Source organism: Aquibium pacificum, from assembly GCF_040839445.1.
GTDB lineage: Bacteria > Pseudomonadota > Alphaproteobacteria > Rhizobiales > Rhizobiaceae > Aquibium > Aquibium pacificus.
Genome location: NZ_JBDPGJ010000007.1, coordinates 138183 through 159272, shown reverse-complemented (window position 1 = coordinate 159272; position 21090 = coordinate 138183). Strand labels below are relative to the sequence as shown.

Below are 21090 nucleotides of genomic sequence, written 5' to 3'. Positions count from 1 at the left end.
CTTGATCAAACGTTTTCCGCCTTCGACGCGCAGCGCGGTCTTTCGCCTTCGCTCCCTGCGCTTCAGGTCCCTGATTTCGTGCATGCCTTTGTCCCGAAACCGGTTCCGACTTTCGGGAGGCATGCTCCAATGGCACAGTGGGCAAAATTCGAAGGTCCCCATGGACAAGGAGCAGGACAATCGATCTTTCAGGCAAGGCAATCCTGGCGCTGTGGAACGGTGTCGACCCCGCGGTACGCCACGAGTACGACGCCTGGCACAGCCGCGAACACGTGCCGGAACGGATCTCGGTGCCAGGCATGATCGGCGCGCGCCGCTATCGCCGCGTCGACGGGCCGCTGCCCGAATACCTGACGCTCTACGATTTGCGGGACACTGGCGTGCTCGAAAGCGCCCCCTACCGCAGGCTCCTCGACAATCCGACTGACTGGTCGGCCAGCATGCGCCCGCACTTCCGGGGCTTCATGCGCCTTTGCGGCCGGCTTATCGCCTCGCATGGCGGTGGTCTCGGAGGCGCCGTCGCGGCGCTCATGGTGGACGACGCGGTCGATCTCGAAGACCGCCAACTTCACGCTGCGCTGGCAAGACTGCTGACGAGACCGCCCTTCATCGCCGTGCATGTCATCCAGAGGGACGCCGGCGTGCCGGACGTGCCCTTCAGGATCGGCGGAGAAGCGCCCAATTTTCCAAGGGACGGGGCGATCCTGATCGAAAGCTACGGCGAGGATGCGCTCTTCGAGGCGATGGCTGGGCTGCTTGCGGCGCTGTCGGATGCGGGCGTGCCCGCGCCGGAGAAGACGCTGACCGTCTACCGCCTTGCTCACGCGCTGTCGTCGGACACGCTCGACCGGATGGTGATGCTGCATCGGTCGGACTTTCTCCAATCGGGCGAACAATGACGCGGGCGGCGGGCGGCGGCGGCGCCTTTACGCGGTAGAGCGCGGTGCCTAGAAAGGGCGTCCCGAACGAAATGAACCGCGAGCATGCCCGATGAACGACGTCCTGATCGACCGCCTCGCCATCCGGGATCTCTTGGAGAACTGGGCGGTGTGGCGCGATGCCGGCGACTGGGACCGGTTCCGCACCGTGTGGCACGATGACGGTCGGATGATGGCGACCTGGTTCCAGGGCAGCGCCGACGAGTTCATCTCCGTCAGCCGCAAGGGCTTCGACAATGGCGTGCGCATCCTGCACTTCCTCGGCGGCACCTCGATCGACCTTTCGGGCTTTCGCGCGATCGCGCAGACCAAGATGACGATCAGCCAGCGCGCTGCCGTGGAGGGGGTGGAATGCGACGTGGTGTGCACCGGCCGCTTCTACGACTTCCTGGAGAAGCGCGACGGCCGCTGGGGCGTGGTGCTGCGCCAGCCGATCTACGAGAAGGACAGGCTCGACCCGCTCGACCCGACGCAGGCGCCGAAGCTCGACCCCGAGCTTCTGGGCCGGTTTCCGGAAGGATATCGCCACCTCGCCTACCTCCAGACCGGCATCGGCTACGCGGTCAAGCGCGACATGCCGGGCCTGACCGGCGCGGAGGTCGAGGCGCTTTACGAGCGGGGAAGGAAATGGCTTGCCGGCGGCGAGCTCCAGGCGGGAACCGCAGTGCGGCATTAGGAAAAAGGTCGTTCTTTGGGCGGAATCTGCAGCATAATCGTCGCGACGTCATTGCATGTCGGAGAAGCCCATGAAGTGCGCCCTGGTCCTCGCCTTGCCGCTGTTTGCCCTTTGCGGATGCATGTCGTCGGCGCTGGACGAGGAAATCGTGTCGTCGCTGCATTTCGACGCCATTGCCTGTCCGGACCTCGTCGCCCAGCGTGACGCGCTCGCCGCGCGCTATGCCATCACGGCGAGCGGGCCAGCGCTCGTCCCTGGCGAGAGACCGAAATACCTGGAGCCTGGAGTCGGCATGCTCGTGCCGGACTATCGCAGTGCCAGCGAGAAGCAACGCGGTCGCGCCATCGGCGAGGTCGCGGCGATGGACCGGTCCATCTCGCGGCGCAAGTGCAGGTAGGGAATGAGGGCTGGAGGCCGGTGCAGGGGGATTGAAATATCGGGCTGCCCGGCTTAGAACATATCATGAACATCATTCGGAGGATGCCATGAAGAGCACCGGCAAGCTCGACTACCTCGAACTACCGGCCACGGGCGGCACCCTGGACCGGGTCAAAGCGTTCTACAGCGATGCCTTTTCATGGTCGTTCACCGACTACGGCCCGACCTACTCTGCCTTCGACGAAGGTCTGGAAGGCGGATTCTCGGCGGAGAAGGAGGAGGCTCCGCCAAAGCCGCTTCCCGTCCTCTATTCTGAAGACTTGGAGGAAACGCTTGCCGCTGTGGAAAACGCGGGCGGGGAGATCGTACGGCCGATCTTTTCTTTCCCCGGCGGCCGCCGCTTTCACTTCGCCGACCCCGCCGGCAACGAACTGGCAGTGTGGGGGAAGTAGACTTCGGCTCAGCTTGCCTCGCGGATGCGCTCGGCGGTCTGGAGGTCGACGGAGACGAGCTGGCTGACGCCCTGCTCGGCCATGGTGACGCCGAACAGCCGGTTCATGCGGGCCATGGTGATGGGATTGTGGGTGATAATGACGAAGCGCGTCTGTGTGGTGCGCGCCATCTCGTCCATCAGGTTGCAGAAGCGCTCGACATTGTGGTCGTCGAGCGGCGCGTCGACCTCGTCGAGCACGCAGATGGGCGCGGGATTGGTGAGGAAGACGGCGAAGATCAGGGCCATCGCAGTCAGCGCCTGCTCGCCGCCCGACAGCAGCGTCATGGTCTGCGGCTTCTTGCCGGGCGGCCGAGCGAGGATCTCCAGGCCGGCTTCCAGCGGATCGTCGGATTCGATCAGCTGGAGCTCGGCCGTGCCACCGCCGAAGAGGTGGGTGAAAAGCCGCTGGAACTGGGCGTTGACCTGGTCGAATGCGGCGAGCAGCCGGTCGCGACCCTCCTTGTTCAAGCTCTGGATCGCCTGGCGCAGCTTCTTGATCGCCTCGACGATGTCCTCGCGCTCCGAGACGATCAATTCGAGCCGGTCGGACAGTTCCCGCTGCTCCTCCTCCGCCCGCAGGTTGACGGCCCTGAGGCGTTCGCGCTCGATCTTGAGCCGGTCGACCTTGCGCTCGACCTCGGCCATGTCGGGGAGCGGATCGCCGGGGGCGAGGCCGGTCTGGCGGATCACGAGATGCGGCTGGACGCCCAGTGCCTCCTGGATGCGCGCCTCGGCGTCGCGGCGGCGCTCGTCGGCGGCGTTGAGGCGCTCTTCCGCGCGGGCGCGCGCCTCGCGCGATTCGGCCAGCCCCTGGATTGCCGCATTGGCGGCCTTGTCGAGCGCGGCCTGCCGGGTCTCGGCCTCTGCCAGCCGGTCGGCCGCCTCGCGGCGCTTGCGTTCGGTTTCGGAAAGCTGCGACAGGAGCGCGCGGCGGCGCTGGTCTAGTTCGTCCGGCGCGTCGGCCATGGCCTCGCGCTCGGCCACGGCTTCTGTGCGGCGCTCGCCGAGCGCGGCGATCTGGCGATCGGCATTCTCCGCGCGCGATATCCAGGTCGCGCGATCCTTGGCGATCGCCTCCAGGCGGCGCTGGCGGGCCTCGGCCTCGCGCTTCAGGCCGTCGCTGGCCGCGCGCGCATCGGCCACGGCGCTCCGGTCCTGGGCCACGAGGGCGGTCTGTCGCTCGAAGGCGGACTGGAGGTCGCGCGGGTCGGCCGCGGCCGAAAGCGCCGCCTCCGCCTCGCCGAGCAGGCGCGCCTCCTCGCCGCGGCTTTCCTCGATGCGCGCCAGCGCTTCCTGCAAGGCGGCGCGGCGTGTCGCGAGCTCGCCGGCCGATCGTTCGGCCTTGGCAAGCTCGTCGCGCGCCTCGCCGAGCGCGCGCTGTCCGGCGCGCCAGGCCTCGCGCGCCGCCTTTTCGGCGTCCACCAGCGTGCGCACGGCAGCTTCCGCCTCGGCGAGCACGGCCTCGGCTTCCCGCGCCCGGGCAGCGGCCGAGGAGGCCTCCTGGTCGAGTTCGGCCAGCCGGTTCTTCTGCGCCAGTCGCTGCGCGGCGGCCGTCGGCGCGTCGGCGCCGGCGACGAACCCGTCCCAGCGCCAGACCGCGCCGTCGCGGCTGACGAGGCGCTGGCCGGGCGCGAGCAGTTTCTGGAGACGGGGGCCGTCCTCCTTGTCCACGATGCCGATCTGCGCCAGCCGGCGGGCGAGCTGGCCCGGCGCCCGCACCTTATCCGCCAGCGGCGGAACGCCCCCGGGCAATCGCGGGTCGCCCTCGGCGGGGACGTCCATGCCGCCCCAATGCGCCGGGGCGGCACGGTCGAGCGGCGCGTCGAGGTCTTCGCCGAGGGCGGCGCCCAGCGCGGTCTCGAAGCCGCGATCGACCCTGATCTGCTCCAGCACGGCCGGAAAGAGATCGGAGGAGCCGGCATTCAGGATCTTTGCCAGCGTCCGCGCCTCGGTCTCGATGCGCTGCAGCGCGGCGCGCGCCTCCTGCACCAGCGGCCGCAGCGAACCCTCCTTCGAGCGGGCCTCCGTCACGCGCCGCTCGGATGCGACCGCCGCGGCCTCGGCCTCCGCCACGCCCGATTCCGCCCTTTCGACGAGACGCTTCTTCTCGGCCGGGTCGGGCAATGCGGCGAGCCGAGCGGCCATTGTCGCCATCTCGGCGGTCGTGTCTGCAAGCTGACGGTCGAGGCGCGTCCTGCGCTCCGAATGCTCGCGCACCGCGCGCTCGAACTGCGTGCGCGCGGCGTTGGCCTCGGCACGTTCGGCGGTGACCTTCGCAAGCGCGGCCTCGCTGGCGGTAAGCCGCTGCGTCGCCTCCTCGAATGCGAGCCTCGCGGACGCCTCGCGCTCCGTGGAACCTGCATGCTCGCCCTTAAGGACCGTCTCTTCCTCGTCGAGACGCGCCAGCGTCTCGGCGTTGTCGCGCACCATGCGCTCCTCGCGCGCCATGTCGGCATCGAGCTGGGCGATGCGTTTTTCGAGTTCGGCGGTGCGGACGCGGAGGCGCTCGGCCTCCTCGTCGATCTGCGTCCGCGCGATGGTGAGGCGCTGCAGCGCGGCCGCGGCGGCCGCCTCGGCGTCGCGCAGTTCCGGCAGCTTCATGGCGCCGACCGCCTGGTCCTTGGCGGCATTCATCTGCGCCTGCGCGCGGTCGCCCACCAAGGACGTCGCGGCCGAGAGCGCCGACTGGGCCTCGGCCTCCTGCGCCTTGGCCTGCGCCCAGCGCAGGTGAAGCAGGATCGCCTCGGCCTGGCGGATTTCGGCGGAAAGGTTCTTGAAGCGGGCCGCCTGCCGCGCCTGGCGCTTCAGGCTCTCGATCTGCGCCTCGAGTTCGCGGGTGACGTCGTCGAGCCGCTCCAGGTTCTGCTCGGCAGCGCGCAGGCGAAGCTCCGCCTCGTGCCGGCGCGAATGGAGACCGGATATTCCCGCCGCCTCCTCGAGCAGCGCCCGGCGCGCCTGGGGTTTCGCCTGGATCAGTTCGCCAATGCGGCCCTGCCCGACCATGGACGGCGAGCGCGCGCCGGTCGACTGGTCGGCGAACAGCAGTTGCACGTCCTTGGCGCGGGCTTCCTTGCCGTTGATGCGGTAGACGGAACCGGCCTCGCGCTCGATGCGGCGCGAGATCTGCAACTCGTCGGCGTCGTTCCAGGCGGGAGGCGCCTTGCGCTCGGCATTGTCGAGGAAGAGCGTGACCTCGGCCGTGTTGCGCGCGGGCCGCGTGCCGGACCCGGAGAAGATGACGTCGTCCATGCCGGACGCGCGCATGTTCTTGTAGGAATTCTCGCCCATGACCCAGCGCAGGGCCTCGACGAGGTTGGACTTACCGCAGCCGTTCGGCCCCACCACGCCCGTCAGCCCGCCTTCGATCATGAAGTCGGCAGGCTCGACGAAGGACTTGAAGCCGAGAAGGCGGAGGCGGGAAAAGCGCATCAGGCCCGTCCGCCGCGAAATGCGGACGCGGTCGTGCCCCGCCCGCCCGTCAGGGGGACGTCAGAGCAGCGGATCGATGATCGCCGACATCTGGTCAATCGTGAGCGCCCCCGGATACCGCTTGCCGTCGATGAAGAATGTCGGTGTCGAATCCACGCCGAAATCCTCTCCACGCTTCCTCACCGATCTGACATCGTCCAGAAGCTGCTGGTTCGTCAAGCAAGCCTCGAAGGACTCCTGTGAAAAACCGGCCAGGCGCGAGATCTGGAGAAGCGCGGTGCGAGCATCCTTCACCGGCGCCCACGCGTCCTGCTGCGCGAACAGCACGTCGACCATGGGGTAATACTTGTCGTCGGCGCAGCGCGCCAGCATGAAGCCCGCCTCGGCGCGCGGATCGAAAGGGAACTCGCGCAGGATCAGCTTCACCTTGCCGGGCTCGATATACTTTTCCTTCAGGACGGGAAGCGTCTGCTCATGGAAGTGGGCGCAGTGGGGGCACGTCATCGAGGCATATTCGACGATGGTGACCGGCGCGTCTTCCTGGCCCAGGACCTTATCGGGCAGCGCGCCGGCCTTCAGGAGATCCGACATGTCGACGGTACCCGCCGGCTTTGGCGCATTGCCGGTCGGCGTCTGAGCCTGCGCTTCACCCGCCGAATCGCTGCAGGATGCGAGCAGCGAGAGCGCGGGAAGCATTGCCAGCGACCCCACCAAGCGACGACGCGAAATCGAACGTACCATTGCGAATCACCCGACCATTGTTTCGATTGTGCGGCTTCTTGCATCCAATAAGCCATAGATGGGCGCTATTTAAGGCAAGCGCGCGCCGGTTCCCAGCACGAATCCGCATGGCCGACTTCACGATGGCGCTATGACGCGGATCTTCGGGCTGGAACCCGTGCTTTATTTGCGCGACCCGAGCACCGAACGGCCCAGGCGCTCGAGCGAAGCGCGCAGGCCCTCGTCTTCGATGCCGCCCACCGAGCGGGCGATCCGCGACACCTCCTCGCGGTCCAGTTCGCGCAGCCGCGCGGGCTCTGGTCCGCGATTGTGCCGCACCGGTTTCTGCACGATCTTGATCCGCCCGATCGCCGCGAAGCCCAGGAAGGCATTCACCCGTCCGATGATCTCGCCCGTTTCGTGCTGGAGATGCAGCGCTGCCGCGCCCTCGCAGGCGATGACCAGCGTGGCCGGCTCGAAGGGGTCTTCCTCGTGCAGCCGCCGTGGCCACACGATCTTTTCCGGCCGGCTCGAATGCGCGAGCCTCGTTCCCACGATCTCGTCCCAGGATTGGACGAGCCCGATCGACACCCCGGCGCGCTTGCGCAGCACCGGATCGATGATGGCGCTCGCTAGGTCGCTGACGGGCACGGGATGACTGCTGCGGGGTCTGGCTGCCATGACTGCTGTTCCTGACCGGCGGCGGTTCTGCTATGCCGCGCCCGATCTCGATGCCGCTGGAAGGCGACCCTACCGCATGTCGATGGCGAAGTTAAATCATAAGGACGCGCCCGCCGATCCGCGCGGGACCGGGGAGCGCCTGCTTGCGTGGTACGATCGGCATCACCGCAGCCTGCCGTGGCGCATGCCGCCGGCCCGCATCGCCGCGGGAGATCGGCCCGATCCCTACCGCGTCTGGCTCTCCGAAATCATGCTCCAGCAGACCACCGTGCAGGCGGTGAAGCCGTATTTCGAGACTTTCACCAGCCGCTGGCCAAGCGTGCGGGCGCTGGCCGGTGCGCCGGGCGACGACATCATGAAGGCGTGGGCCGGGCTGGGCTACTATTCCCGGGCACGCAACCTGAAGAAATGCGCAGAGGCGGTGGTGGAGCGATTCGGCGGAGAATTCCCCTCGGATTTCGGCCTGTTGAAATCGCTTCCCGGCATCGGCGACTACACCGCGGCGGCGATCTCCGCGATCGCCTATAATCGTCCGGTCGCGGTGGTCGACGGCAACGTGGAGCGGGTCGCGACGCGGCTGCGCACGATCGCCACCCCGCTTCCGGCTGCCAAGCCGCAGATCCGTGCCTTCGTGCAATCCATCCTCCCGGCCGCACGCCCGGGCGATTTCGCGCAGGCGACGATGGATCTCGGCGCCACGATCTGCACGCCGAAGCGGCCGGCCTGTGCGCTCTGCCCGGTGAACGGAGACTGCCTCGCCTTCCTCGGCGACGATCCGGAGCGCTTTCCGTTCAAGGCGCCGAAGGCCGAGAAACCCAAACGGCTCGGCGCCGCCTTCGTCGCGCAGCGGCGCGATGGCGCCATCCTCCTGCGAAAGCGGCCCGAGACCGGCCTTCTCGGCGGCATGAGCGAACCGCCGACCTCCGGCTGGACGGCGCGGCAGGACGGCGAGCCGGGGCTCGACGCGGCGCCTTTTCCCGCTGACTGGCAGCCGGCCGGGGTGGTGGGCCACGTCTTTACGCATTTCGAGCTTCGGCTTTCGGTCTATCGCGCGCGTGTCGACCGCGCCGCGCCGGAGGGATGCTGGTGGTCGACCGCGGCCGATATCCACAGCGAAGCGCTGCCGACCGTCATGAAAAAAGCGATCGAAGCTGCGATACCGGGCGCGACGCTGAAGCCGACCCCGAACCGCCAGCAACGGAGAAACTGATGCCGGAAATCCGCCATATCGTGTTCGACATCGGCAAGGTGCTGATCCACTACGATCCGAACCTGCCGTTCAGCCGCCTGATCCCGGACGAGGCGAAGCGCCAGTGGTTCTTCGCCAACGTCTGCACATCGGACTGGAACGTCGAACAGGACCGCGGCCGGACCTGGGAGGAAGCGGAGGCGCTGCTGATCGCGCAGCATCCGGACGAGGAAGACAACATCCGCGCCTTCCGCCGGTTCTGGCACGAGATGGTGCCGCATGCCTATGACGACAGCGTCACCATCATGCTGGGCCTGATCGATGCCGGGCGCGACGTGACAATGCTCACCAACTTCGCCACCGACACATTTGCCGAGGCGCAGGCGAAATTTCCGTTCCTGACGCGGCCGCGCGGTGTCACCGTGTCGGGCGACGTGAAACTGATCAAGCCCGACCGGGCGATCTATGACCTGCACGCCGAGAGCTTCGGGCTCGACCCGGCGGCGTCGCTGTTCATCGACGACAGCCCGAAGAACGTCGAGGGCGCGAAGGCGGCCGGCTGGCAGGCGGTGCTGTTCACCGATCCCGAGACGCTGAGGCGCGATCTCGGGCAGGCCGGCGTGTGGCCGGTCGCCGCGCGGAATTGATTTCGGCCAGATCGAGCATCTTCTCGTTTACCGCATCACGGGTTTACCGCAATCACGGGAGCAGGCGAGGCCGAAGCGACCGCGATCGTCTGTTGCCGCTTCCACTACAAAACGTAACCCTCAGGCTCCCCCGACAACCATCCCGTCCCTGACCTGCCGCCGCAGGTCGTCGATCGGCTTCATCTTGCCGCCTGCCTCGTAGTGCCAGAACGTCCAGCCGTTACAGGCATCGAGACCCTGGACGCGGGCGCCCATGCGGTGGATGGAGCCGGCCTCGGAGCCGATCGCCAAGGTGCCGTCGGCCCGCACGCTCGCCGTCCAGCGGCGCCGTGAATCCGACAGGAGCGTTCCGGGCGCCACCAGCCCGGACTCGATCAGGCTGACGAAGGCGACGCGCGGCTCGGCGCGCTTTCCCGTCATCGAGGCGAGTTCGGGCGCCTCCAGCGGCTCGACGGCCGCTATGCGCGCCGTGGCGGCGTCGATATAGGCCTGCTCGCGCTCGATGCCGACGAAACGGCGGCCGAGACGCTTCGCGACCGCGCCCGTGGTTCCCGAGCCAAAGAAGGGGTCGAGCACCACGTCGCCCGGCCGGCTCGACGCCATCAGCACGCGGGCGAGAAGGGCCTCGGGCTTTTGCGTGGGGTGCACCTTGGCACCGGCTTCGTCCTTCAGCCGCTCGCCGCCGGTGCAGATGGGAAAGAGCCAGTCCGTGCGCATCTGCAGGTCGTCGTTCGCCGCCTTCAGGGCATCGTAGTTGAACGTGTAGCCCTTGGCGTTCTGGTCGCGGGTCGCCCAGATCATGGTCTCGTGCGCATTCTGGAAGCGGCGGCCGCGGAAATTCGGCATCGGGTTCGTCTTGCGCCAGACCACGTCGTTGAGGATCCAGTAGCCGAGGTCCTGCAGCGAAGAGCCGACGCGGAAGATGTTGTGGTAGGAGCCGATCACCCAGATCGTGCCGTTGGGCTTCAGCACGCGGCGCGCGGCGAGCAGCCAGGCGCGGGTGAAGGCGTCGTAGGCCGCGAAGCTCTCGAACTGGTCCCAGGCGTCGTCGACCGCGTCGACCTTGGACTGGTCGGGGCGGTGAAGGTCGCCGTCGAGCTGGAGATTGTAGGGCGGGTCGGCGAAGATCACGTCGACCGATTTTTCCGGCAACCGCTCCAACGCCGCTACGCAATCGCCCTTGAGGATGGTGTCCATCCAATCAGCGTTCGGAGAGGACGGCGCGAGATCGTCGACGAGGCGAATGGCTGACATGGTACACCTGGAACGCTGGACACGGTTTACTCGTCGTTATGGTTACCGTTCGGCGTAAAGAATCAGTGAAATGCGGCGCATCATTTGCGTGAGCCGGGATTGCGCACTATCTCGGGGACAGCCCGAGCGCCCGGCGGCGCCCCCTCCCCTTCGAGACCAGAGCCCGGAATGCAGCCCCAACTGATCATCTTCGATTGCGACGGCGTCCTCGTGGATTCCGAGATCATCGCCGCTCGCGTGGAGGCAGCCATGATTTCGGAGGCCGGCTTCGCCATCACGCCCGAGGAGATGATGGAGCGCTATTCAGGCCTGACGTCCAAGGACATCCTCCTGCGCATCGAGGCGGAATCGCAGGTGCCGTTCCAGGCGAGCCTCATCGACCGCATGAAGGAGACGCTGGACAGGAAACTCGCGAGCGACGTGCGCGCCATCGATGGCGCCGCCGCGGCCGTGGCAGCGGTGCGCGGTCCCTACTGCATCTGCTCGAACTCGCCTCTCTCGCGCATCGAGGCCATGCTGACGCGTACGCGAATGCTGCCGCTGTTCCAGGGTCGCATCTTCTCGGCGCGCGAAATTCCCTCGCAGCGCACCAAGCCGGCACCCGACGTCTTCCTGCACGCGGCGGAGGCGATGTCGAAAGATCCCGCTGCGACCTTCGTCATCGAGGATTCCGTCCACGGCGTCATCGGCGCCAAGGCGGCGGGCATGCGCGTCATCGGCTTCACCGGCGCCAGCCACTCCTATCCGGGCCACGCCGACCGGCTGACGGAGGCCGGCGCGGAGACGGTCATCAACCGCTGGGTCGATTTTGCCGCGACGGTGGCCGCGTTGGCGGAGTGGTCGGAGGCGGTATAGGCGGGGTGGCGGAGTTGGTGGGGAAGTCTCCCGCTCGTATTCAACGTCCGGGACCGCTTTGAGGTGGGGAGTGGACTGGCCGCTATTGGGCAGGCGAGTCGGAGAACGGCCCGTGGTTTGGCGGCCAAAGTCCGCGACAGATAGACCGCTTCTTGCGATCGGTCTTGCGACGAAAATTACCTTGAAGAAACAGCGCCTGGGACCTCGACCCAAAGCTCATGAATTTCAGCGGATTTGAGCCATCCGCCGCTTCTCAAGGCCGGACCAGCAACCTTTTCAGTGCTTCGCCTACAAGGGCGGGAACGGCTGCCGGGTCGTCAAGGTATGCGGCTTCGAGCAGGCCGTCTGATAGGGCGACAAGCAACGAGGCAGTAACAGAAGGGGTCGGATCGCCGTCCGCCTGAAGGAGGTCCCGTAGCACGCCGTGATACCAGGCGCGGCGTGCATCGATGGCTTGCCGCACGGGACTTTTTGGGTCTGGATACTCGGCCGCCGCGTTGAGAAAGGGGCACCCACGCCAACCTCCTGCGACCACGGCCTCGCTGATGCGCCCCATGACCGCCGCGATCATTTCCGGTGGCCGTTGCTCGGGAAGTGCTGACACGGCATCCCGTCCGATCCGATCCTGCTCATTGACATATGCGAGGACGAGATCGTCCTTCGAAGGGAAGTGATTGTAGAAGGTCGCCTTGGCCACGCCCGCCTCCGCGATGATGCGGTCAATGCCGACTGCACGAATGCCCTCAGTGTAGAAGAGACGGGTAGCGGTATCGAGCAGGCGGCGGCGCGCGGTGCTGGCTCCAGAAGCGGTCGGCGAAACGGTTGTGTTCATGCGCTTGACTCTAACAGACAGGTCTGTATGCTGCAAATAGACAGACCTGTCTGAATAGGAGGTGATTATGCAGACGAACGAGACAGCCGAGATCATGCGCCGGTTCAACCAGGCGTTCCGTGATCACGAACCGGCGATCCTCAAGGACCTGATCGCCCCGGACTGCGTGATGGAGTCTATTCAGCCGGCGCCCAATGGAACGCGATACGAAGGCTATGACGCCTGCCTCGTGTTCTGGGAGGCCCTGGCCAAAGATCCGGTCGCGCATTTCGACGTCGAAGACACGATCACAATGGGCGATCGCGCCATCATCCGCTGGCGGTTTAACTTCGGCGACGGGGAATCGGTTCGCGGCGTCAACCTGATGCACGTCCGTCACGGACGGATCATCGAGGCGCTGGGTTACTCAAAAATCCCCGGCCAGTCGGCGCCCCTGCCTGAGTGACAGCAACAATCAATCAGCGCTTCAAGGAGGAGAGCTCATGATTATCATCGCTGGCTACACCCGCACCGATGCCGAGAAGCGGGACGGTGCCGTGCAAGCCTTCAAGGGCATGGTCGAACGCGCGAGGGCCTATGACGGCTGTCTCGACTTTTCCATAAGCGCGGACGCGGTCGATCCGGAGCGCGTCAATCTCTTCGAGTGCTGGCGTGACCAGACCACGCTTGACGCCTGGCGCAAGGTCGCGAAGGGGGGTCCGAGGGGAAAACCCCGGGAGGTGGCTGTTAGCCTCTATCGCACCGACAAGTCCGAAAAGCCCTTCTAGACCTGATCTCAAGAGGTGAAAAGATGAATGCCGATAGCAAAATCACACGCGAAGTCGTCACCCGTTTCCATAATGCGTTCGAAAGGCATTGCCCCGAAAACCTCGACGATCTGATCGGTGAAGGCTGCGTTCTCGAGAACACGGCGCCCGCACCTGATGGCGCGCGCTATGAAGGGCGTGAAGCTTGCCTCGAATTCTGGAAGGGGATTGCATCCTCTGCGAACCTCGCCTTCGAAGCCGAAGAAATTTGGGCCAGTCAGGATCGCGGGATCATCCGATGGCGGCTCCGTTGGGGCGACAGCGCGGCGAACCGGGTCCGGGGGGTCAACAGCATGCGCGTTCGGGACGGAAAGATCGTCGAAGGGCGAGGATACGTGAAGGGATAAAACATCAGGGGGCCGAAAGTCAGCGCCTGAATCGTGACCTGAAGGGGCGGCTTTTCCCCTGGCGGCTCGGGGAGCGGATTGTGCGCTGTCGGGCGGCGGCGGCACTCCGAACGGCGACAATGGCGGTCGATTCCCGCCATTCCATGCCGGGGCAAACCGCCAACCTCGCAAACCTACTTCGCCGGCCCTTCGTCGAAGCCGATCAACACCTGGATGTTGTGACCGTCCGGCGTCGGGATAGTGGCATTGGGGTCGGTGAAGACGAACTGGGTGGCCGGGGACACGGCCGCGATCGCGGTCTGGTACTGGTGGAGCTTGGAATAGAGCACCTCTTCGCCGCGCACGACCGCCACGCGGATCGGCATGGTGATGGTGCCGTCTTTCGCGACCGGTCCGGGCACCACCTTACCGGCGGCGGCGACCGTGATGGTCATCGTGCCGGCGCCGTAGCTGCAGCTTCTCGTGACTTCGCTGATGGAGGCCTGGTAAACAATCCTGTCTCGGTCACCCTCGGCGCCCTTCTCGAAGGAGTTGTAGAAGGCGGTTCCGGACTGCAGCGTCACCCGTGGGCAATAGGCGCGCAATTCGTCGGCGTTGTACTTTTCCTGCTGCGCGGTGTCCTGCGGCTTGCCGCCTCCGCCGAGCCCCAGGCCCAGCCCCCCGGCTCCGGACTGGCAGCCCGCCAGCGCCATCGTCATCACCAGGCCGGTGATTCCGGCACCGGAACGTGCAATCCTCGAAACAAAGGCCATCTAGCGCACTTCCCCTTGGCAAAGCGGACGTTCTATATCAACGCCGCGCGACAAATGCGACCGAACGAATAAGGTTTTTCGAGGACGCGGGCCGCGTCCGCCATCGGCAAGGAAATCATGCGCTACATCAGCACCAGGGGCGCTGCGCCCGTACTCGGCTTCGGCGACGTGCTGCTCGCGGGCCTCGCCCGCGACGGCGGGCTCTATCTGCCCGAAGCGTGGCCGCAGCTGTCGCCGGCCGAGATCCGCGCGCTGCGCGGGCTACCCTATCCCGAGATCGCCACCCGCATCCTGACGCCGTTTCTCGGCGGAGAGATCGACCATGCGACGTTCGCGCGCATTGTGGAGGAGAGCTACGCCACCTTTCGCCATCCCGCCACCTGCCCGATCGTACAGACCGGACCGGACGAATTCGTGCTGGAACTCTTCCACGGGCCGACGCTCGCCTTCAAGGACGTCGCCATGCAGTTGCTGGCCCGGCTGATAGACCATGTGCTGGCCGAACGCGGCCAGCGCGCCACGATCGTCGGCGCTACCTCGGGCGACACCGGCGGCGCCGCGATCGAGGCCTTCGCGGGCCGCGACAGGGCGGACCTCTTCGTGCTCTTCCCGCACGGGAAGGTGTCCGCCGTCCAGCGGCTCCAGATGACCTCCTCGTTGGCCGCCAACGTCCACGCGCTGGCGATCGAGGGCAATTTCGACGACTGCCAGTCCATCGTGAAGGCGATGTTCAACGATCACGGCTTCCGCGACCGCGTGGGCCTGTCTGGCGTGAACTCGATCAACTGGGCGCGGATCATGGCGCAGATCGTCTACTACTTCTCCTCCGCGCTCAGCCTCGGCGCGCCGGACCGGCCGGTCTCCTTCACCGTGCCGACGGGCAATTTCGGCGACATCTTCGCCGGTTACGCCGCCAAGAAGATGGGCCTGCCGATCGAGCGGCTGGTCATCGCCACCAACGACAACGACATCCTGGCCCGTACCCTGGAGACGGGCCGCTACGAGACGCGCCCGGTGATCGCGACCACCTCGCCGTCGATGGACATCCAGATCTCGTCCAACTTCGAGCGCCTGCTTTTCGAGGCGGCGGGCCGTTCCGCCGAGGCTACGGTGTCGGCGATGCAGGGACTGAAGCAGTCCGGCGCCTTCACGATTCCGGAACGGACGCTGGCCGCGATCCGCGCGGAGTTCTCCGCCGGGCGCTCATCCATGGAGGAAACCGCGGCGACGATCGCCGGCACGCTCGCCGACTGCGATTATCTCGCCGACCCTCATACCGCCACCGCTCTCGCGGTGGCGCGGCGGGAAGCGACGGGTTCGGCGCCGATGATCGTGCTGTCGACCGCCCACCCGGCGAAGTTCCCGGATGCCGTCGAGGCGGCGGCGGGAATGCGCCCGAACTTGCCATCATGGCTTGCCGGGCTTATGGAACGTGAGGAAAAGTACACTGTCCTTCCATCCGACGAAAAAATGGTGGAAGATCACATAAGCAGCCGGGCCCGTACGGCGGCTTAGGGAGTACGAGGAGTTCACCATATATGGGAGTTGAGGTAAGCCGTCTGTCGAACGGCCTGACGGTTGCAACCGAAAACCTTCCCCACATCGAGACCGTCGCCCTCGGGGTCTGGGTCAGGTCCGGATCCCGCAACGAACGCGACGACGAACACGGGATCGCCCATCTGCTCGAGCACATGGCGTTCAAGGGAACGGGCAGCCGCTCCGCCTGGGACATCGCGTCGCAGATCGAGGACGTGGGCGGGGAAATCAACGCCGCGACGAGCGTCGAGACGACGTCGTTCTACGCCAGGGTGCTGCGCGACGACATCCCGCTCGCGATCGACCTATTGGCGGACATCCTGATGGATTCGCGCTTCGACGCCGACGAGCTGGCGCGCGAGCAGCACGTCATCCTGCAGGAGATCGGCGCCGCGCACGACACGCCCGACGACATCGTCTTCGACCGTTTCACCGAAACGGCCTTCCGACACCAGACGCTCGGCCGCTCGATCCTGGGCACGCCCGAGACGGTCCAGTCGTTCACGCCGCGGCAGATCCACGATTTCATGGCGCGGCAGTACGGCGCCGACCGGATGGTCGTGGTCGCGGCGGGCGCGGTGAAACACGACGAGTTCGTCCGCGAAGTCGAGAAGCGGCTCGGCTCGTTTCGCGAGAAGGCGCCGGGCGAAGCACCTTCCAGCGCCAACTATGTCGGCGGCGACCACAGGGAAGACCGCGACCTCATGGATGCCCAGATCGTGCTGGGCTTCGAGGGACGCGCCTACCACGTGCGCGACTTCTACGCCTCGCAGCTGCTGTCGATGATCCTCGGTGGCGGTATGTCTTCGCGGCTCTTCCAGGAAGTGCGAGAAAAGCGCGGCCTGTGCTATTCCGTCTATGCCTTCCACTGGGGCTTTTCCGATACCGGCGTCTTCGGGATCCACGCCGCCACCGGCAAGGAGGACATCGAGGAACTGGTCCCGGTCCTGCTCGGCGAGTTGCAGAAGACCGGCGACTTCATCCACATGGACGAGCTCAACCGCGCGCGGGCGCAGTATCGGGCGGGCCTCATGATGTCGAGCGAGAGCGCGGCGAGCCGGGCTTCCCAGATCGCGCGGCAGATCATGCTGTTTGGACGCCCCGTGTCGAAGGAAGAGCTGATGGAAAGGCTGTCCGGCATCACGATCGAGCGGCTGACCGATCTCTCCTCGCGGCTCTTTTCCACGAAGCCGACCATCGCGGCGGTCGGACCGGTGGGAACGCTGGCTGGCTTCGAGGACATTTCGGGCATGCTCTCCGCGCCGCCGTTCGCCATGCGCAAGCTCGCCGTCTGAGCCGCCGTCGCGGCCTGCCGGCAGTCCATGCTGAGCCTGCCCCATTTCGGACGAGAGCTGCCCCGGGTGACCGGCGAACGGGTCGTTCTGCGATTTCCACAGAAATCGGACTTCGCGGAGTGGGCCGCGTTGCGGCGGCAAAGCCGCGGCTTCCTCGAACGATGGGAGCCGAAATGGGCGAGCGACGAGCTGGAGCGATCGGCATGGCACCTGCGGGTGCGCCGCTACCGCGAGGAATTCTTCCGGGGCAATGGCGTGCCCTTCCTCATCGTCCTCAAGCAGACGGGCGAGATCGTCGGCGGCATTTCCTTGGGGAACATCCGCCGGGGCGTCGCCCAGAGCGGCCAGATCGGCTACTGGATGGGCGAGCCGTTCGCGGGACGCGGGCTGATGGCGGAGGCGGTGCGGCTGGTGGTCGGCCACTGCTTCGGCCCGCTGCGGCTGCACCGAATCGAGGCCGCCTGCATCCCCGGCAACGAGCGCTCCGTGCGCGTGCTTGAAAAAGCCGGATTTACCCGCGAAGGCCTCTTGCGGTCCTACCTCAAGATCAACGGCATGTGGCAGGACCACTACCTTTACTCGCTGTTGGCCGAAGAGTATCACGTGCAGGAATATCGGGATCAGGCGGTTGGAAGTTGAATCGAGACACCGGCAACCGCCAAAGGCCCTGCTGACGGCCCTTGCCGCTCTCCTCTTGGCCGTCGTCGCTTTCGTCTTCCCGGCGATGGCGATCGAGCCAATCAAGATATCGCGCGACGACGTCGCACTCGACCTCTCGGGCGCGCTCGACTTCCATCCGAACCAGGGCGCGAACTTCCAGATCTCCACCGCTCCGGGCATCGACGGCATCGTGCGGCGCATCGAGGTGGAGGCGAAGGACCAGAAATCGAGCGGCGACTGGGCGGTCTTCGCCCTTGCCAACACCACCGACCAGCAGCTCGACAGGTTGATCGTGGCGCCGCACTACCGGCTGGTCGGTTCCGGCATCATCTGGCCGGACCTCGGCTCCAGCCGCATCGCGGCGATCACGCCGAGCGAGGGTTTTGCACTCGACCGCCAGCCGAGCCCGGACGCCGACGTCTTCCTGCTCACACTCAATCCGGGTTCCGTGGTGACGTTCATCGCCGATCTCGGCTCGCCGGAGGTCCCGCAGGTCTACCTCTGGGAGCCGGAAGCCTACAAGGACACCGTCAATTCCTACACGCTCTACCGCGGCATCGTCATCGGGATCGCCGGACTGCTTGCGCTCTTCCTGACGATCCTGTTTGTGGTGAAGGGCACCTCCATGTTTCCCGCCACCGCGGCACTCGCCTGGGCAGTGCTGGCCTATATCTGCGTCGACTTCGGCTTCCTGACCAAGGTGATCGAGATAGCGCCCGGCAACGAGCAGATCTGGCGGGCGGGAACGGAGGTGGCGCTCGCCGGCACCTTCGTGGTGTTCCTGTTCGCCTACCTCAACCTCAACCGCTGGCACGGCCATTTCAGCTACGGGGCGGTCGCCTGGATCCTCGGCCTGATGATGATCGCCGGCGTCGCCGTGATCGATCCCTCGATCGCGGCCGGCATCGCGCGCATCTCCTTCGCCACCACGGCCGTCGTCGGCATCTTCCTCATCGTCCTCCTCGGCTTCCGCGGCTACGACCGGGCCATCATGCTCGTGCCGAGCTGGCTGATGGTGCTCGTCTGGCTGGTCGGCGCGTGGATGGCGATCACGGGGCTGCTCGACAACGACATCGTGCAGCCGGCGCTCGGCGGCGGGCTGATCCTCATCATCCTCCTGATCGGCTTCACGGTCATGCAGCACGCGTTTTCGGGCGGGGCGCTGCACCAGGGCCTGTTCAGCGACATGGAGCGCCAGGCGCTTGCGATCACCGGGTCCGGCGACATCGTGTTCGACTGGGACGTGCTGCGGGACCGCGTGGTCACGCGGCCCGACATCGGCGAGCCCCTCGGCCTCGCGCTCAACAGCCTGCACGGCCCGGCGCGGAACTGGCTGCCGGCGCTTCACCCGGACGATCGGGACACGTTCCGAACGACTCTCGACATGGTGCTGGAGCACCGGCGCGGCCGCGTCTCGCTGAGCTTCCGCCTGCGCGGCGCCGACGGCTACTATCACTGGTACCATCTGCGCGCGCGGCCGGTGATCGGCTCGGACGGCGAGATCATCCGCTGCGTGGGCACACTCTTCGACGTGACGGAACAGAAGAAGGCGGAGGAGCGGCTTCTCCACGACGCCGTCCACGACAATCTGACCGGACTGCCGAACCGCGAACTCTTCATGAACCGGCTGGAGACCGTCATCTCCATCGCGCGGACCGAGGAAACCGTCAGGCCGACGGTCTTCATCATCGACATCGATCGCTTCAAGCAGGTCAACGAAGGGCTCGGCATGTCGGCGGGCGACACGATGCTCCTGACGATCGCACGCCGGCTGCACAGGCTCCTGAAGCCAAACGACTCGCTGTCGCGGCTTTCCGGCGACCAGTTCGGCCTGATCCTGCTGTCGGAGCTCAATCCTGCCCGGGTCGCGGCCTTCGCGGACGCCGTCAAGCAGGCGATCCGCGCGCCGATCAACTTCGCCAAGCGCGACATCGTGCTCACCGCCTCGCTCGGCCTCATCTCATGGACGTCGCCGCAGACGACGGCCGAGGACATGATGAAGGACGCGGAACTGGCCATGCACCAGGCCAAGCGCTTCGGCGGCGACCGCATCGAACCCTTCCGGCCGGCGTTCCGCGCCTACGGGACCGACCGGCTGCAGCTCGAATCCGACCTGCGGCGGGCGCTGGAACGTGGCGAGTTCCGCCTCGCCTACCAGCCGATCATCCGCCTGGAGGACACGTCCGTGGCGGGGTTCGAAGCCCTCTTGCGCTGGGAGCATCCGCGCCGAGGCATGATCCCGCCCTCGGACTTCATCCCGATCGCCGAGGGCTGCGAACTCATCGTGCAGCTTGGCTTCTTCGCCATGCAAAAGGCTGCCGAGGATCTCGCCTCGTGGCAGAAGCAGACCGGCGAGACGCCGCTATCGGTCTCGGTCAACCTCTCCAGCCGGCAGCTCATGCGGCAGGACCTGGTGTCCGACGTCCGCTCCGTGCTGGCGCGCGCCAACCTGAAGCCGATCTATTTCCGGCTCGAGCTGACGGAATCACTGGTGATGGACAGTCCCGAACGGTCGACGCACATCCTGGAGAAGCTGCGCCAGCTCGGCATAGGCCTGTCGCTCGACGATTTCGGGACTGGCTATTCGTCGCTCTCCTACCTGACGCGGTTCCCGTTCGACACGATCAAGATCGACAAGAGCTTCATCGACGACCAAAGCCCCAAGAAGCCGGTCCTCCTGAAGTCCATGGTGAGCATGGCGCACGACCTCGGCCTCTCGGTCGTCGCAGAAGGCGTGTCGACGGAGGCCGACGCGCTTCAGCTCAGGCAGATGGGCTGCGAATACGTCCAGGCCTTCATGTTCGGATCGCCGATGACCGCCGACGCAGTCACGCGGATGCTCAAGGAGCAGTTCCCGCTCACTCAGGCGTGACCGGCCACGTGACTGAGATGCATGACGTCGATGCCGAGCGAGGCGAGCAGGCGGTCGTACTTGCGGTCCATGTCGCCGTCGAAGAGAAAATCGGCGCTCGCCGGGCAGGTCAGCCAGCCGTTATCGGCGATCTCCCGCTCGAGCTGGCCGGCACCCCAGCAGGAATAGCCGAGCGCCATCAGGGCATGGCGGGGCCCCTTGCCTGCCGAAATGGCGCGCAGGATGTCGATCGTCGCGGTCAGGCAGACGTCCTCGGAGACCGGCAGGGACGATTCCACCACGTAATCATCGGAATGCAGGACGAAGCCGCGGCTCCGGTCCACGGGACCGCCGTTGCGCACCGGAAGATCGCGCGCGCCGGGAGGGAGGCGGATGGCCTGTTGCTCGTCGACCACGCCAAGCTGCACGAGGAGGTCGGGAAAGCGCATCGGCTGCGCCTGATTGATGATGATGCCCATGGCGCCTTCCTCGCTGTGGGCGCACATATAGACGACGGAACGCGCGAAACGGTCGTCCTGCATGCCTGGCATGGCGATCAGGAACTGGTCGTCCAAGAAGCCGCTCGTCGCGGACCTCTTCTTCGGGCGCAGCATATCCATCAGAAAAATTTACAGCCTTTTCCCCTGCGTTGGAAGACCAATCCTCCGTTGGCTAGCGCGCCAGCACGGAGCGTCACGCAGAAATGAAGGCAGGTCATTCGAATTGGGTTGCGAAGCAGGCGCTTCGTGGA

21 protein-coding genes are annotated in these 21090 nt (G+C 66.2%); 14 read left to right on the top strand and 7 right to left on the bottom strand.

The genetic code is table 11. From position 1 onward, the window contains the following. Positions 1-137: 137 nt before the first annotated feature. From ABGN05_RS25860 to ABGN05_RS25845, 4 genes are all read left to right on the top strand, one after another. Positions 138-899, top strand: coding sequence for a hypothetical protein (locus ABGN05_RS25860; RefSeq protein ID WP_367956897.1), 762 nt, complete (start codon positions 138-140; stop codon positions 897-899). A 91-nt stretch (positions 900-990) separates the two neighbouring features. Continuing rightward, on the top strand, positions 991-1614 hold the full coding sequence (locus tag ABGN05_RS25855; protein WP_367956896.1) for a nuclear transport factor 2 family protein: 624 nt from the start codon (positions 991-993) through the stop codon (positions 1612-1614). A 70-nt stretch (positions 1615-1684) separates the two neighbouring features. Further along, a complete protein-coding gene (locus ABGN05_RS25850; protein ID WP_367956895.1) occupies positions 1685-2011 on the top strand; it encodes a hypothetical protein in 327 nt (108 codons plus the stop codon). 88 nt (positions 2012-2099) lie between these two features. Further along, positions 2100-2444, top strand: coding sequence for a VOC family protein (locus tag ABGN05_RS25845; RefSeq protein ID WP_367956894.1), 345 nt, complete (start codon positions 2100-2102; stop codon positions 2442-2444). 8 nt (positions 2445-2452) lie between these two features. Here the strand turns inward: ABGN05_RS25845 and smc are convergent, their stop codons facing one another. The 3 genes from smc to ABGN05_RS25830 all read right to left on the bottom strand — a co-directional run bounded on the left by smc (position 2453) and on the right by ABGN05_RS25830 (position 7315). Further along, complete coding sequence (gene smc / locus ABGN05_RS25840) at positions 2453-5914, bottom strand: chromosome segregation protein SMC (protein ID WP_367956893.1); 3462 nt, start codon at positions 5912-5914, stop codon at positions 2453-2455. Between the two features lie 60 nt (positions 5915-5974). Further along, on the bottom strand, positions 5975-6655 hold the full coding sequence (locus ABGN05_RS25835) for a DsbA family protein (protein ID WP_367956892.1): 681 nt from the start codon (positions 6653-6655) through the stop codon (positions 5975-5977). 162 nt (positions 6656-6817) lie between these two features. After that, the gene (locus ABGN05_RS25830; RefSeq protein WP_367956891.1) at positions 6818-7315 is read right to left on the bottom strand and encodes a DUF721 domain-containing protein; all 498 of its coding nucleotides are present in this window, start codon (positions 7313-7315) and stop codon (positions 6818-6820) included. Between the two features lie 76 nt (positions 7316-7391). Here ABGN05_RS25830 and mutY point away from each other — a divergent pair, with 76 nt between their 5' ends. Together mutY and ABGN05_RS25820 are read left to right on the top strand one after the other, a co-directional pair. Continuing rightward, complete coding sequence (mutY, locus tag ABGN05_RS25825; RefSeq protein ID WP_373695984.1) at positions 7392-8525, top strand: A/G-specific adenine glycosylase; 1134 nt, start codon at positions 7392-7394, stop codon at positions 8523-8525. Further along, the gene (locus ABGN05_RS25820) at positions 8525-9151 is read left to right on the top strand and encodes an HAD family hydrolase (RefSeq protein ID WP_367956890.1); all 627 of its coding nucleotides are present in this window, start codon (positions 8525-8527) and stop codon (positions 9149-9151) included. The genes mutY and ABGN05_RS25820 overlap by 1 nt, the downstream gene beginning before the upstream one ends. Before the next feature lie 120 nt (positions 9152-9271). Here ABGN05_RS25820 and ABGN05_RS25815 read toward each other — a convergent pair whose 3' ends face one another. Beyond that, a complete protein-coding gene (locus ABGN05_RS25815) occupies positions 9272-10405 on the bottom strand; it encodes a site-specific DNA-methyltransferase (RefSeq protein WP_367956889.1) in 1134 nt (377 codons plus the stop codon). 168 nt (positions 10406-10573) lie between these two features. On the opposite strand from ABGN05_RS25815, the gene ABGN05_RS25810 reads away from it, so the two are divergent. Next, positions 10574-11260 carry an HAD family hydrolase gene (locus tag ABGN05_RS25810; RefSeq protein ID WP_367956888.1) on the top strand — a complete coding sequence of 229 codons (687 nt, stop codon included), beginning with the start codon at positions 10574-10576 and terminating at the stop codon, positions 11258-11260. Positions 11261-11513: 253 nt separating this feature from the next. Here the strand turns inward: ABGN05_RS25810 and ABGN05_RS25805 are convergent, their stop codons facing one another. After that, on the bottom strand, positions 11514-12092 hold the full coding sequence (locus ABGN05_RS25805; RefSeq protein WP_367956887.1) for a TetR/AcrR family transcriptional regulator: 579 nt from the start codon (positions 12090-12092) through the stop codon (positions 11514-11516). A 67-nt stretch (positions 12093-12159) separates the two neighbouring features. Here ABGN05_RS25805 and ABGN05_RS25800 point away from each other — a divergent pair, with 67 nt between their 5' ends. The 3 genes from ABGN05_RS25800 to ABGN05_RS25790 are packed head-to-tail and all read left to right on the top strand — an operon-like array spanning position 12160 to position 13245. After that, positions 12160-12537: a nuclear transport factor 2 family protein gene (locus tag ABGN05_RS25800; RefSeq protein ID WP_367956886.1), complete on the top strand. Its 378-nt coding sequence runs from the start codon at positions 12160-12162 to the stop codon at positions 12535-12537. A 37-nt stretch (positions 12538-12574) separates the two neighbouring features. Beyond that, positions 12575-12859 (top strand): putative quinol monooxygenase, encoded by a 285-nt coding sequence (locus tag ABGN05_RS25795; RefSeq protein ID WP_367956885.1) that lies wholly within the window; start codon positions 12575-12577, stop codon positions 12857-12859. Between the two features lie 23 nt (positions 12860-12882). Continuing rightward, a complete protein-coding gene (locus ABGN05_RS25790; RefSeq protein WP_367956884.1) occupies positions 12883-13245 on the top strand; it encodes a nuclear transport factor 2 family protein in 363 nt (120 codons plus the stop codon). 173 nt (positions 13246-13418) lie between these two features. Here ABGN05_RS25790 and ABGN05_RS25785 read toward each other — a convergent pair whose 3' ends face one another. Continuing rightward, complete coding sequence (locus tag ABGN05_RS25785; protein WP_367956883.1) at positions 13419-13997, bottom strand: hypothetical protein; 579 nt, start codon at positions 13995-13997, stop codon at positions 13419-13421. Between the two features lie 117 nt (positions 13998-14114). Between ABGN05_RS25785 and thrC the strand changes: the two genes are divergently transcribed. The 4 genes from thrC (at position 14115) to ABGN05_RS25765 (ending at position 20360) form a co-directional block, all read left to right on the top strand. Then, positions 14115-15512 carry a threonine synthase gene (thrC, locus tag ABGN05_RS25780; protein ID WP_367956882.1) on the top strand — a complete coding sequence of 466 codons (1398 nt, stop codon included), beginning with the start codon at positions 14115-14117 and terminating at the stop codon, positions 15510-15512. Positions 15513-15535: 23 nt separating this feature from the next. Beyond that, positions 15536-16828, top strand: a complete 1293-nt coding sequence (locus ABGN05_RS25775; RefSeq protein ID WP_367956881.1) for a M16 family metallopeptidase — start codon at positions 15536-15538, stop codon at positions 16826-16828. Between the two features lie 27 nt (positions 16829-16855). Next, positions 16856-17467 carry a GNAT family N-acetyltransferase gene (locus ABGN05_RS25770; RefSeq protein ID WP_367956880.1) on the top strand — a complete coding sequence of 204 codons (612 nt, stop codon included), beginning with the start codon at positions 16856-16858 and terminating at the stop codon, positions 17465-17467. A gap of 85 nt (positions 17468-17552) precedes the next feature. After that, the gene (locus ABGN05_RS25765; protein WP_367956974.1) at positions 17553-20360 is read left to right on the top strand and encodes an EAL domain-containing protein; all 2808 of its coding nucleotides are present in this window, start codon (positions 17553-17555) and stop codon (positions 20358-20360) included. On the opposite strand, the gene ABGN05_RS25760 is transcribed toward ABGN05_RS25765, so the two are convergent. Continuing rightward, positions 20351-20959, bottom strand: a complete 609-nt coding sequence (locus ABGN05_RS25760) for a YqgE/AlgH family protein (protein WP_367956879.1) — start codon at positions 20957-20959, stop codon at positions 20351-20353. The genes ABGN05_RS25765 and ABGN05_RS25760 overlap by 10 nt on opposite strands. Positions 20960-21090: the final 131 nt, after the last annotated feature.